The organism is Mesorhizobium sp. J8 (assembly GCF_016591715.1).
Lineage (GTDB): Bacteria > Pseudomonadota > Alphaproteobacteria > Rhizobiales > Rhizobiaceae > Mesorhizobium.
In genome coordinates, this window is record NZ_AP024109.1 from 115,909 (window position 1) to 127,947 (window position 12,039).

The 12,039-nt window shown below is 64.6% G+C and carries 12 protein-coding genes; 7 read left to right on the forward strand and 5 right to left on the reverse strand.

Features of this window, described 5'->3' with window-relative positions; all coding sequences use genetic code 11:
• Positions 1-5: 5 nt before the first annotated feature.
• Both MJ8_RS00605 and MJ8_RS00610 read right to left on the reverse strand, forming a co-directional pair.
• Positions 6-677: a hypothetical protein gene (locus tag MJ8_RS00605; protein WP_201412612.1), complete on the reverse strand. Its 672-nt coding sequence runs from the start codon at positions 675-677 to the stop codon at positions 6-8.
• Positions 678-886: 209 nt separating this feature from the next.
• A complete protein-coding gene (locus MJ8_RS00610; RefSeq protein WP_201412613.1) occupies positions 887-1,924 on the reverse strand; it encodes a phosphatidylglycerol lysyltransferase domain-containing protein in 1,038 nt (345 codons plus the stop codon).
• 234 nt (positions 1,925-2,158) lie between these two features.
• Between MJ8_RS00610 and MJ8_RS00615 the strand changes: the two genes are divergently transcribed.
• Together MJ8_RS00615 and MJ8_RS00620 are read left to right on the forward strand one after the other, a co-directional pair.
• The gene (locus MJ8_RS00615) at positions 2,159-2,644 is read left to right on the forward strand and encodes a MarR family winged helix-turn-helix transcriptional regulator (RefSeq protein ID WP_201412614.1); all 486 of its coding nucleotides are present in this window, start codon (positions 2,159-2,161) and stop codon (positions 2,642-2,644) included.
• Positions 2,641-3,321, forward strand: coding sequence for a GNAT family N-acetyltransferase (locus MJ8_RS00620; protein WP_201412615.1), 681 nt, complete (start codon positions 2,641-2,643; stop codon positions 3,319-3,321). The genes MJ8_RS00615 and MJ8_RS00620 overlap by 4 nt, the downstream gene beginning before the upstream one ends.
• Before the next feature lie 242 nt (positions 3,322-3,563).
• On the opposite strand, the gene MJ8_RS00625 is transcribed toward MJ8_RS00620, so the two are convergent.
• Positions 3,564-5,561 (reverse strand): PhoX family protein, encoded by a 1,998-nt coding sequence (locus MJ8_RS00625; RefSeq protein WP_201412616.1) that lies wholly within the window; start codon positions 5,559-5,561, stop codon positions 3,564-3,566.
• A 211-nt stretch (positions 5,562-5,772) separates the two neighbouring features.
• Here MJ8_RS00625 and MJ8_RS00630 point away from each other — a divergent pair, with 211 nt between their 5' ends.
• The 4 genes from MJ8_RS00630 to MJ8_RS00645 all read left to right on the forward strand — a co-directional run bounded on the left by MJ8_RS00630 (position 5,773) and on the right by MJ8_RS00645 (position 8,991).
• Positions 5,773-6,111, forward strand: coding sequence for a hypothetical protein (locus tag MJ8_RS00630; RefSeq protein WP_201412617.1), 339 nt, complete (start codon positions 5,773-5,775; stop codon positions 6,109-6,111).
• 17 nt (positions 6,112-6,128) lie between these two features.
• Positions 6,129-6,830, forward strand: coding sequence for a phosphatase PAP2 family protein (locus MJ8_RS00635; protein WP_201412618.1), 702 nt, complete (start codon positions 6,129-6,131; stop codon positions 6,828-6,830).
• Positions 6,831-6,924: 94 nt separating this feature from the next.
• Positions 6,925-7,194: a helix-turn-helix domain-containing protein gene (locus tag MJ8_RS00640; protein ID WP_201412619.1), complete on the forward strand. Its 270-nt coding sequence runs from the start codon at positions 6,925-6,927 to the stop codon at positions 7,192-7,194.
• 75 nt (positions 7,195-7,269) lie between these two features.
• Positions 7,270-8,991, forward strand: coding sequence for a SulP family inorganic anion transporter (locus tag MJ8_RS00645; protein ID WP_201412620.1), 1,722 nt, complete (start codon positions 7,270-7,272; stop codon positions 8,989-8,991).
• Positions 8,992-9,084: 93 nt separating this feature from the next.
• Here MJ8_RS00645 and MJ8_RS00650 read toward each other — a convergent pair whose 3' ends face one another.
• Together MJ8_RS00650 and MJ8_RS00655 are read right to left on the reverse strand one after the other, a co-directional pair.
• Positions 9,085-10,011, reverse strand: coding sequence for a DMT family transporter (locus MJ8_RS00650; RefSeq protein WP_201412621.1), 927 nt, complete (start codon positions 10,009-10,011; stop codon positions 9,085-9,087).
• Between the two features lie 227 nt (positions 10,012-10,238).
• On the reverse strand, positions 10,239-11,099 hold the full coding sequence (locus tag MJ8_RS00655) for an SMP-30/gluconolactonase/LRE family protein (protein ID WP_201412622.1): 861 nt from the start codon (positions 11,097-11,099) through the stop codon (positions 10,239-10,241).
• A gap of 112 nt (positions 11,100-11,211) precedes the next feature.
• Here MJ8_RS00655 and MJ8_RS00660 point away from each other — a divergent pair, with 112 nt between their 5' ends.
• Positions 11,212-11,997: a helix-turn-helix domain-containing protein gene (locus MJ8_RS00660; protein ID WP_201412623.1), complete on the forward strand. Its 786-nt coding sequence runs from the start codon at positions 11,212-11,214 to the stop codon at positions 11,995-11,997.
• Positions 11,998-12,039: the final 42 nt, after the last annotated feature.

The following is a 12,039-nucleotide window of genomic DNA, read 5'->3' on the forward strand; positions in this document are numbered from 1 at the left end:
ATGGCCTACTTAAATCGCTCTCTGAGCCCCTCCATCTGAGTTTGGGCTAGAAAGTCAGTGATCAGTTTGCCGACGAACTCCGTCATCGGCAAATTGTTGATGCGTTTGACATCTGGCGTAAGCGGCTGACCGATCGCCGCCGGAAAGCCACCAGCGTACCATTCCCGCGAGCACTGCTCCATATCGAAGCGTTGCTGGATCCAGTCCGGCGCGAGGCGCCGGAGAGCCATGTTCTCGGTGATGAGCCCGCGAAGAATGGATTCGAGACCGGCCTTGTCTTGCCGGACCAATGCGAGGCCGGTCGGCCGAATATATTTGATCCAGATCCTCATCATATGGGCGTCGATCAGCGCTCGCGGGATCTGGGCGAGCGCAATTTCCACGCGCAACGGTGATTGTGGCAGGTCTTCGAGCAGCAACGCGGCATTGATGATCATGAAAAGTCGGAAGTGCGGCGGATAGGTGTAGCCCTTGAAATCCCGGGTCAGTCCGAGGGTCAGGAATTCTGGACCGTTCTGGCCGGGATAGACGATGCAGTCAGCTAGCAGGCCAGCGACGGCGGGCGGCACCGGACCCTTCAGCGCGAGTCCGGCGCAGTCTCGCCCCGCCTGGTTGAGCGCCTGCGTGAACAACCGGCCCGCAGCCTCCAGGGCAGCGTCCATCTTGTCGAACGGCAACCAAGTCTCGGCTCGCGGCGGCGATGAAGCCGGAGGCTTCGTACCAAATGCAGTTTTAATTCGCCCAAACACAGTTTCTCTCCCAGGTTCGTCGGGCGAATTAATCAATATCCCCTTTGAGTATCATTAAGAGAGCTACTCAATTTAACTTGAATTTATTGATCCGCTGCGCTCCAGGAACACCAGACGCGTCCGGAAATCGGGCGTATTCAAATCGCCTTCAGCAGGCGCAGCAGCCCCAGCATCTCCACGAAAGTCCCTTTGCGGAAGGCGATGTAGGTCGGCTCCTCGACGCCGTGGAAGCGGCGCTTGAAGGCTGCCTGGCCCTGCAGGTTGAAGCGCGAGCGGTTGACCCAGGGCGAGTTGTAGGCGCGCTGGAAGGCGCCGCGCCAGAAGCCCGATTCGGCAAAGCCGCTGGGCTCGATGCCGAACAGCGGCGAGAGGCCGAGCGTCACTTCGGAGATGCCTTCCTCGCGGAAGCGGTCGACGGCGAATTTGGTCAGGCCGATCTCGGCATGCGGCGTCGCGTCGGTCTGCTTGCGCTTGAAGGCGGTGGTGTAGCCGATCACCTTGCCGTCGCGGAACAGCGGGTCGAAATCGAGGATGGCGAGAAGCCGGCCTTCGGGGCTGTGCAGGAGGAAGCGGCGCATGTCGGCGCCGAGCTCTTCGGAAAAGCGACGGTTGAGGAAGCCCATCTCCCAGCGCTTGATGATGCGCTCCTTGCGCCAGTCGGCGGAAAGCTGGCTGATCTCCTCGTGCAGGCCCTCGCCCCTGTCCTCGGCGATGACAAAACCCTTCTTCGTCAGCCAGCGCTCGGAATAACGCACGGTCTCGTTGCGCTTGCCGGAAAAGTCATGCGCTGGCAAAAGCAGCCTGGTGTCGATGCCGAGGCGATTGACCATGTAACCGAGGCCGGCGAGCACCTTGGCCGTCTCGGCGCCGATCTGGACGAACCACGGCCCGCCGGCGGCTTCGACGAAGCGCTTGATATAGAACGCGCGATCCGCCGGGTCGACCACCGGATCGCCCAGCGCGAAATGGCGGCTCATCTTGGTGCCGAAGGCGATGTAGCCGTCGCCGTCGCTGAAATAGGACAGTTTCTGCTGCACGGCGGTCGAATAGGCGAGCGAGAAATCGCCGTACCGGCGCACCAGCGCCAGGCGCTCGTCGTCCGTCAACTCGCGCCGCGGCACCTTGGGTGCCACTGCGTCGAGAAGCCTGTCGAAATAGATGCGCAGGGGCGCCATGAGCTCCGCGTGCCAAGAAGTGATGACCTGCCGCCCTCAGGTCGCGAATCGCTGGCGACCGCTGCCGGCCACGTCGCGTCAGCGCGATATAGGACGCAATTGGCGGCGAATGAAGGGCAAACGTCGCAAAGCGGCCGCTATCGCCCATCGGCTGCCGCAACGGGCATGCGAAGACCGGCTTGATATTTCCATGCAATGTTATATATCAAGTTATAAATATGCGACGAGCCAACCATGGAAGACGTTCTTCGATCCCTCGGTTTTCTCTGCCTCGGCAGCCGGATGAAGCGCATAGGCGAGCAGCTGCAGGCCGACACGCAGCGCGTGCTCGACCGCCTGGACATGCGCATCCAGTCGAGCCAGTACCCGCTGCTCGCCGCGCTCGACAGGCTCGGCCCGCTGCCGGTCGGCGAGCTGGCGCAATCCCTGGGCGTCGCGCAACCGGGCGTGACACGCAGCGTGGCGCTGCTTGCCGAGCTGGGGCTTGTCGAGGTCAACCCCTCGGAAGAAGACCAGCGGCGCAGGATCGTTTCGCTGAGCCGCAACGGCAGGCGGCTGGTCGACCAGGCGAAGCGGGACATCTGGCCGAGCATCGAAAATGCCGTGGCGGATCTGTGCGCCGATCTTTCCGGGCCGCTGCTCGGCCAGCTTGCCGCAATCGAGGATCGTCTGGCCGAGACGCCGCTCGATCGCCGTGCCGAAAGGATCGCCACGCCATGAAGCATATCCTCGACCGTCCCGTCTGGAGCGCGCTCGCAACACGGCAAAGGACTTTCGCGGAGGGTGACGATCTCGCGCGCCGCTACCGGCCGTCGGTCATCCCGTTCGCCGCCACGGCAACGGATGATCCGGAAAGCCTGCGCGCGCTCGCAAGGCTGATTCACGCCGGCGAGACCGTCATCCTGGCTCAGGCCCACAGCATCGTCCTGCCGCCGGCGCTTGTCGCGACGATGACCGCCGATGCCGTGCAGATGATTGCAGGCCACGCCTTGCAGACGGTCGCCGACCCCCGGATCGAGCAGCTGACGCGGCAGGACGCGGCCGAGATGCTCGCGCTCGCCTCGCTGACGAAGCCTGGCCCGTTCACGCTGGAGGCCTTGAGCCTCGGCGAATTCTGGGGCGTGAAGATCGACGGCAGGCTGGCCGCCATGGCCGGCGAGCGCATGAAGCAGCCCGGCTATTCGGAACTCAGCGGCGTGTGCTCGCATCCGGATTTTCGCGGCGGCGGCCTCGCCAGGCTGTTGTCGCTGTTCGTGGCCAACCGCATCATGGCGCGCGGCGAGGTGCCTTATCTGCACGCCTTTGCCAACAACGCCGTGGCGATCAGGCTCTACGAGTCGATCGGCTTCCGGCTGCGCAGCGCGATGAACATCGCGATGGTTCAGCGGGCGGGGTGAGACGCCGGCTTCGTCATCCACGGGTGAAGCAGGGAGCGTAGCGACGCAGCGCGGACCCGAGAATCCTGTCCGTGGCTCCGACGCGCCGCTACGGTGCAGAATTCCACGCCGTCGCGCCCGACGCCCGAGGTAACGGAATGGATTCCGAGGCCTTCGTGACGGTGCTTCGCTCCTGCTCGCCCCGCAATGACGACGTTGGGGAGGCTTCCGCCAGTCCCCAACGTCCGCGCTACCTCAGCGCATCACACCGCGATCTTGCCGCCGCCCTGCTTGGTGATCGCAACGACAGCCGGCCGCACCGGCATGTCCGGCTTGAAGTCCGGCCAGCGGGTCGACGGATCCTCGTAATAGGACGGGCGGCCGAACCCTTCCCAATCCTCGCCTCCGTCACCTGGATGCTGGACGGCGACGAAGGCCGTCTGGTCGTCGGGCGCGAAGAGCGGGCCGCACATTTCGGCGCCGATCGGCACGCGGAAGAACAGTTTCGAGGTCGCCCGCGCCGCTCCTTCCGTGTCGACCGCCCAGAGGCCGTCGGTACGGCCGGTGGCCTTCGGACCCTGGCCGTCGGTGGCGACCCACAGACGCCCGGCCGAATCGACGGCGCAATTGTCCGGCATGCCGAACCAGCCATGCGCGGTGGTCGCGGTCGAGAAGGTGGCGCCGACATCGGCCACCGACGGATCGCCGCATTTCAGCAGCACTTCCCACTTGCCCTTGCCGGCGGCGAAGTCGCCGCCGTCCTCGACGATCTCGATGATATGGCCGAAGGCGTTCTCGGCGCGCGGATTGGCGGCGTCGACCTGCTCGGCCTTGCGCTTCGAATTGTTGGTCAGCATGACATAGACCTTGCCGTTGCCGGCATTGGGCTGGATGTCTTCGGGCCGGTCCATCTTGGTGGCGCCGAGCAGGTCGGCGGCACGCCGCGTCTCGATCAGCACGTCGGCCTGGGAGGCAAAGCCGTTCTCTGCCGTCAGCGGCCCTTGCCCGAACACGATCGGCATCCATTCGACCGAACCGTCCTCGGCGAATTTGGCGACATGAAGCGGGCCGTCATCGAGCAGGTTCATGTTGGCCGCGAGATCACTGGGATTGAACTTACCAGCGGTGACGAATTTATAGACATAGTCGAAGCGCTCGTCGTCGCCGAGATAGAAGACGACGCGGCCGTCCTTGGCGACGATCGACTCGGCGCCCTCATGCTTGAAGCGGCCCATGGCGGTGCGCTTCTTCGGGGTCGAGGTCGGATCGTTGACGTCGACCTCGACGATCCAGCCGAAGCGATTGGGCTCGTTCGGCTCCTTGGCGAGGTTGAAGCGGTCGTAATGCGCGCCCCATTCATAGGCGCCTTCAGGGATGCCGAGGCGCTTGTAATTGGCGGCTTCCTTATGTCCCTCCGGCAATTCGCCCGAGAAATAGCCGTGAATGTTCTCCTCGGCCATCACATAGGTACCCCAGGGCGTGACGCCGCCGGCGCAGTTGTTGAGCGTGCCGATGACCTTGGTGCCGGACGGGTCGGCATTGGTCTTGACACGGTCGTGGCCGGCGACCGGACCGGACAGCGCCATCTCGGTGGTCGACATGATGCGCCGGTTCAGCTTCCCGTCGCGCACCACCTGCCACTTGCCATCCTGCTTGCGGATCTCGACGATGGTGCCGCCATGCGCGGCCATCTCGATATCGACTTGCGCCTTCGAGAGCGGCGCTACCTCGGCGACCTTCTTGCCGTCCTTCTCGACGATCGACACGATGCCGGGGAACATCAGATGCGGGTTGGTGTATTCGTGGTTGACGACCAAGAGCCCGTGCTCGGCCGAGCCGTCGATCGGGATGTAGCCGACATAATCGTTGTTGTAGCCGAACTGCCTCGCCTGGGCCTCGGCCGACTGCTTCAGCGGATCGAACTCCGGCGAATCGGCAAACAGCGGATCGCCCCAGCGCAACAGCACGTCGGCATCGTAGCCCGGCGCGACATGGTGCTTGTCGTCGATGCCGGCCTCGAGTTCGTCGAACTTGAACGCCGAGGCTTCGTCAGCACGCGCCTCGTCGGCGGCGACGAGCGCCAGCGGGCTGACGGTGGCGGCGATGGCAGAGACGGCCAGCGAACCCATGAGGAAGCCGCGGCGCGAGAAACGCGCGGCGATGATCTCGCCCATGGTGCGGTTGTCGGTCGGGTTGACGGGCGGACCGTCATTGTCCTCGAGCTGGCTGGTGCGGAAACGGGTCTCAGGGGTCACGGTCATGGTGGTCCTCTGGCTTCTTGAGGTGGCTTGAGCTTTGACCCTTCGACCCCTAAAGCGCGCCGATCACATTTTCGTGACACGGCCGTGATCGATCGTGGACAATTGTTTGCCGGCTGGTCAAGGCGGTGCCGGATCGGCTTGACGGCCTCGCCGGCTTCGGAAACAAGGGCTGCGGCCGCGCGGCGACGGCGCTTGAAAAAGGGGACGGCAAGTGAGTTTCTGGGGATTGGCGCAGCTCGGCATTTCAACCGTGATGTTCGTGCTGGCGGCGATGGCGGCCAAGCAATGGGGGCTGGCGCCGAGCCTCGCCAAGCTGCTTTTGACGCTGGCGCTCTACACGGCCGGCAATCTGGTCATGCTGAGGCTGGTGCGCGAATTCGGCATGTCGGTGTCGTTCAGCCTGTCGGCGGTGATCCAGCTCGTCGCGGTCAACGCCGTGGCGCTCGCTTTCTTCGGCGAACGGCTCAATGCCCTCCAGGCGACCGGCATGGTGCTGGCGATCGCCGCCGTCGCGCTGATCACGCTCGGGCCCTATATGCAGCGGCTGTAGCGGGATCAAAGCCTTGCATGAAATCGATCGCCAACACGCTCCTCAACAAGCTGGAATTTCCGGTGCTGCTGGCCGGGCTGGCGATTGCCGGCGGACTATGGGGCCTAGTGGAACTCATGGAGGTGGCGCGCGCCACGACCCCGCACGCCTTCGACACGGAGATCCTGCTCGCCTTCCGGCATGCCGGGCAGCCGGATAGTCCGATCGGCCCGTCCTGGCTGGAAGGCGCGGTGCGCGACGTCACCGCGCTCGGCAGCACCGTCGTGCTGGTGCTGATCACGACGGCGACCATCGTCTATCTGCTCTTGATCCGCAAACCCGCGACAGCGCTGTTCATGTTCGCGGCGGTGGCGGGCGGCCAAGCGCTCTCCAGCCTGCTTAAGCTGGAGGTCGACCGGCCGCGTCCCGACCTTGTCTCACATCTCGTCAACGAGACGTCGCTGTCCTTTCCGAGCGGCCACGCCATGCTCTCGGCCGTGACCTATCTGACTCTCGGCTCGCTGGCCGCCCGCTTCCTGCCGGACCGTAGGACGAAGGTTTTCGTGCTCGGCCTCGCCGTGCTCACCACCGTTCTGGTCGGCACCAGCCGCGTCTATCTCGGCGTGCACTGGCCGTCCGATGTGCTTGCCGGCTGGTGCGCGGGTTTTGCCTGGGCCATGCTATGCTGGCTCGTTGCGCGCCTGCTGCAGCGGCGCAAAGTGGTGGCGGATAGCGACTGAGCGGTCATGGTCAAACTGTTGAAGATGATGCTTGAAACATCATGATATTTGTACTATCCATTGATACTGCAGACTCAGACAAGGGTTCTGGCCGATGATTACTGCCGCGCAGATGCGCGCTGCGAGAGCGTTGGCCGGTATCGACCAGAAGACGCTGGCCGAGCGCGCCGGGGTTTCGCTGCCGACGATCCAGCGCATGGAAGCGAGCGACGGCGTGGTTCGGGGCGTGGTGGACACGCTGATGAAAGTGATCCAGGCGCTTAACGAGGCCGGGGTGGAGCTGATCGGCGAGAACCAGCCCAGCGAGCGCGGCGGCCGGGGCGTGCGCCTCAGAGCCGGAGCCGGACCGAACCCGCAAGGCTGAGTCGCGCAGAAGTCGCGACGCAACCGCCGACAAATCCTGCCGACGATTCCGCCGCTTTGGGAGCGGATTCAATCGATGGACCAGGCGGGACGGGCAATCCACCATCAGACGCAGCCAACGTTCGTCGAGCTGTTCACGCCCAAGTTGGTCACGGTGCTGCGCGAGGGCTATCACCTCAAGCAGCTGAGGGCGGATGTGATCGCCGGGCTGACGGTCGCTATCGTGGCGCTGCCGCTGTCGATGGCGATCGCGATCGCCTCGCATGTGGAGCCCGAACGCGGACTGTTTACGGCGATCATCGGCGGCTCTATCGTCGGTGCACTTGGCGGCAGCCGGTTCCAGATCGGCGGGCCAGCCGGCGCCTTCATCGTGGTCGTGGCCTCGACGGTCGACCGCCACGGCATCGACGGACTGATCCTGGCAATGCTCATGGCCGGTGCCTTCCTGATCGCGGCCGGCTACCTGAGGCTCGGCGCCTATGTAAAATTCATCCCGTATCCGGTGACGGTCGGTTTCACGGCCGGCATAGCCGTCATTATCCTGTCCAGCCAGTTGCACGACATGTTCGGTCTGACACTGCCGGGCAAGGAGCCAGGCGACCTGCTGCCGCGGCTCATCGCGCTCGGCAAGGTGGCCGGCACAGCAAATCCGGCAGCCATTGCTCTCGCCGTGCTCACCATAGGCATTATCGTGGGCATGAAGCGCTGGCGGCCCTCCTGGCCGGGCCTGCTGATTGCGGTCGCGGCGGCCTCGCTGGCCGCGACGGTTCTTGGTCTTCCCGTGGAGACGATCGGCACGCAATTCGGCGGGATTCCGCGCATGCTGCCGGATCCGATACTACCGGCGCTCGATGCGCAGAAGCTCCTCTCCGTAGTACCCGATGCAATTTCCTTCGCCCTGCTGGGCGCGATCGAATCTCTGCTTTCCGCGGTGGTCGCGGACGGTATGACCGGCCGACGGCACCGCTCCAACTGCGAACTGGTGGCACAGGGCATCGCCAATATCGGCTCGGCGCTGTTCGGCGGGATCTGCGTGACCGGACTGATCGCGCGCACGGCAACCAACATCCGCGCCGGCGCGCATGGACCGTTGTCGGGGATGTTCCATTCCGCCTTCCTGCTGCTGTTCATGCTGGTGGCTGCGCCGCTTGCCAGCTATATCCCGCTGGCGGCGCTTGCCGGAGTGCTGGCCACAGTGGCCTGGAACATGGTGGAAAAGCCAGCCTTCCTGGCGCTGATCCGATCGTCCTGGGGCGACGCCCTGGTGCTTCTTGTCACGTTCGGACTTGTCATCTTCCGCGACCTCACCACCGGCATCGTGATCGGTTTTGCGCTAGGGGCGCTGCTGTTCATCGGCCGCATGGCGCGCTCCGTCGAGGTGGAGGCGCACGTCCCGTCGGTGACGGAGGACCGCGCCGACGACGCAAATGGCGGGCGCGTTGCCTATGACCTCGCCGCCGCCACCGATCCGGACACCGTCATCTACCGCATTTCCGGCGCCTTCTTCTTCGGCGCTGCGGCAACGGTCGCCACGGTGCTGGACCGTATCGCCGATCAGCGCAGGAACTTCATCCTCGATTGCACGGCGGTGCCCTTCCTTGATTCGACCGCGGCAAACGTCATCGAAAGCACCGTGCACAAGGCCAGGCGCGCCGGAGGGCGCTTCATTATCGCGGGCGCCTCGTCCCAAGTCAGGCGCACGCTGATAAGCCATGGGGTCAAGCGGCCGCTGGTGACCTATGCAGCGTCGATCCGCGACGCGCGGGCGCAGCTGGGCGAAAAAGCGGCGACGGCTTAGAGCAATTCCAGGAAAAGTGTGAGCGGTTTTCCGCCAGGAATTGCGTAAAAACAAAGAGATAGAGCGAACGGTGAAATGCTCTAGGCGCCCTGCTCAAACGGTCGCTTCGATAGGCTCGGCAAGCTTCGGATTGGCGCGCGCGGCGATCAGGCAGCCGGCGACGATGAGGCATGCGCCCGCCAGCGTGGTCCAGGCCACCTTCTCGCCGAAGAAGAACCAGCCAAGCGCGATCGCCCAGATGAAGGCCGAGTATTCGGTCGGGATCAGATATTGCGCTTCGGCACGGGCGTAGGCCCAGCTCATCAGGAATTGCCCGGCGAGCGACAGCAGCGCCACCCCGGCCAAGGGAGGCCAGAGATCGCGTGGCAGCGCGACCGCGAGCCACGGTGCTGCGAGGCTAAGGATGATCGCGACGAAGAGGTTCTGGAACAGCATGATCTCGACCGGTTTGGCCAGCAGCGCCTGTTGCCGGGAGAGGATCAGATTGTAGGCATAGAACACCGTCGATGCGAGCACCGCGGCCGTGCCGAGAAGGGCATCCTGCGAGTGGCTTGCCGCCCCGAACTGGCCGGCCAGGATGATCGCGACGCCCGCCATGCCGGCCAGAGACGCCCAGACCGCTTGCCGCCTTATGCGCTCGCCCAGCAGCAATGCCGCGAGGAAAAGCGCGAACAGCGGCGCGACGAAGCTGAGCCCGATCGCCTCGGCGATCGGCAGCCTGGCCAGACCCCAGAAGAACAAGACCAGGACGATGCCGACGATCGCGGCGCGCAGCGCATGCAGGCCCAGCACCGGAAAGGCGGGCTTCGAACGCGAGCCCGCCGACCACGCCGCGCCTGCCACCAAGGTGGCAACCACGCTGCGCCACAGCAGTGTGTTGTAGACGCCGACGGCGATGGTCAGCGACTTCATGGCCGCGTCCATGCCGGACAAAAGAAAGATCGCCAGCGCGCATATGAGCACCGGGATCGTCGGCGAAACGGCGCCGGTCAGGCTGGATGTCTTCACGGCTTCGCTCATGTGACGGATGCGAGCCGGATAGTGCGGAGCAAGCGGCGAAGCCAAGATGGCAGCGCTGCCGATGTGACGGTCCAATGCCGGTCGGCGGGGTGCCGTCCACCAGAAACGTTGGCGGACAGCACCCCCTCTGGCCTGCCCGCCATCTCCCCGCAAAGCGGGGAGATCGGGTGTCGCACAGGCTTTCGTCAATCGCCGACGCTTCTCAATCGTCTGCAGCGTTATCCCCCTCAATCCAGCGTCAGCGCCGCGACCTCGCCCTCGCCCATCAGCGGCACGAAGATGTGCTTGCCGTCCGTGCCGATGTCGGCGCTGCCCGGCTTCAACTGCGCTATCGTGGTCGGCGCGTCGCCGGGCTTGTAGCTGTAGAGCGTGCCGGTCATGTAGGCGGTGGCGTAGATGGTGTCGCCGATGGCGATGACGCCGTCGAGATCGGCGAATTCTTGAGCGCCGGGCAGCGGCGTGACCTTCTTCGTGGCAAGGTCGACCGACAGCAGGCCGCCAGGTTTGGCGGTGCTGAAATCGGTCTTGTTGATGCCCTTGCCCCAGGAGGCGACGATCAGCCTGTCGCCATCCGCGAACACGCCGTTCGGCGAGGCGAGCAGAGCGTCCTTGACGAACGGCTCCGGCCTGTCGCCGTCGATGCGATAGATCGTGTCGGCCAGCATGTCGCTGACATAGACCTTGCCTGAGCTGTCCTGTGTCATATCGTTGAGGAAGACGGCGCCGGGCACCTCGATTGTCTCGACCAGTCTGCCGCTGGCGAGATCGACGACGCGCACCTTGGTGATGTCGGCGGCGTAGAGCCTGCCGCCGGAAATCGCCATGCCCTTGGGCGCGTCCATGCCGTCCACCCAGTGGCGGGCGATCATCTTGCCGTCCATCGACAGCAGCGACAGGTAGCCATTGCCGTCCGCCGCGCCGGGATTGCCGACGATGTTCGAGACGACGATGCGGTTATGGGCAGCATCGACAAGCGCCGATTCCGGCTGCTCGAAACCGGATGCCCGCCAAAGCTCGCCGGCGTGCGCAGCCGGAGCCGCCGCGATGCCGGCGATGGCGATGACGGTCGAAGCGATGAGGGTCTTCATGGTGCTCTCCTGTGGTGACGAGGGAGAGCTAGATTTTTCGATACTTTTCGGGAAGGTGGATCGACGCTAGTATCGACAATCGATACGAATTCGCGCGAATGAGGTGCATTCCATGAACGGCCCGATCTTCGAGGCGCTGAAACGGACGCTGAAGGCCAAGGGCCTGACCTACCGGACGCTGGCCGAACGGATGGGTGTTTCGGAGCCGACGGTGAAGCGCATCTTCCATGAGCAGAATTGCAAGCTCGACCGGCTGATGGAAATCTGCGCGGCGGCCGATGTCGAATTGGAGAACGTGCTCGGCGCGATGAACCGGGGACCGGGTCCGGCCAACCGCGTCGGGCCGGAGATCGAGCGCCGCCTGGCGATGCGGCCGGCGCTGCTCTTCGTCTTCATCATGCTGTCGGAGAAATTCACGCCCGAAGGCATCATGCGCTCGCAGGGCTTGAGCGAAGCCTCCATGTTCCTCTATCTGCGCGACCTCGAGGAGCTCGGGCTGGTGGCGCTGGGGCGCGGCCTGTCGGCAAGGCTACTGATCGACACCCCGATCCAGTGGGATTTCGAGGGGCCGCTGAAGCCGCATTTCGAGATGACCAACAAGAACTTCATCGGTTGGGCGATCGGTCACATGGAGCAGGCCGCGACCTTCATCAGCTTTTCCCGGCGGATGCGCCCGCAAACGGCCGAGATGCTGCGGCGCGAGGCCGAGGAACTCGCCGAACGCGCCAGGCTGCTCGCCCATCACGACCAGCACACCACGCCCGAAGACCAGCTCACCGGCTACAAATGGACCTTCGCCTTCGGCGCGACACCGTTTCCCGCAATCATGCCGATCGGCCCGCACCCGCGCGATGCGGGGGCAAGGGCGGCGATGGAGAGACGAGCGCTGCCGGCGTAGCGCCTCACCTTCTCCCCTTGTGGGAGAAGGTGGCCGCGAAGC

Coding starts and splice junctions, on each gene's coding strand:
- MJ8_RS00610 (WP_201412613.1), bottom strand. CDS start 1,924: ATGGCGCCCCTGCGCATCTATTTCGACAGGCTTCTCGACGCAGTGGCA.
- MJ8_RS00615 (WP_201412614.1), top strand. CDS start 2,159: ATGGAAGACGTTCTTCGATCCCTCGGTTTTCTCTGCCTCGGCAGCCGG.
- MJ8_RS00620 (WP_201412615.1), top strand. CDS start 2,641: ATGAAGCATATCCTCGACCGTCCCGTCTGGAGCGCGCTCGCAACACGG.
- MJ8_RS00625 (WP_201412616.1), bottom strand. CDS start 5,561: ATGACCGTGACCCCTGAGACCCGTTTCCGCACCAGCCAGCTCGAGGAC.
- MJ8_RS00635 (WP_201412618.1), top strand. CDS start 6,129: ATGAAATCGATCGCCAACACGCTCCTCAACAAGCTGGAATTTCCGGTG.
- MJ8_RS00640 (WP_201412619.1), top strand. CDS start 6,925: ATGATTACTGCCGCGCAGATGCGCGCTGCGAGAGCGTTGGCCGGTATC.
- MJ8_RS00645 (WP_201412620.1), top strand. CDS start 7,270: ATGGACCAGGCGGGACGGGCAATCCACCATCAGACGCAGCCAACGTTC.
- MJ8_RS00650 (WP_201412621.1), bottom strand. CDS start 10,011: ATGAGCGAAGCCGTGAAGACATCCAGCCTGACCGGCGCCGTTTCGCCG.
- MJ8_RS00655 (WP_201412622.1), bottom strand. CDS start 11,099: ATGAAGACCCTCATCGCTTCGACCGTCATCGCCATCGCCGGCATCGCG.
- MJ8_RS00660 (WP_201412623.1), top strand. CDS start 11,212: ATGAACGGCCCGATCTTCGAGGCGCTGAAACGGACGCTGAAGGCCAAG.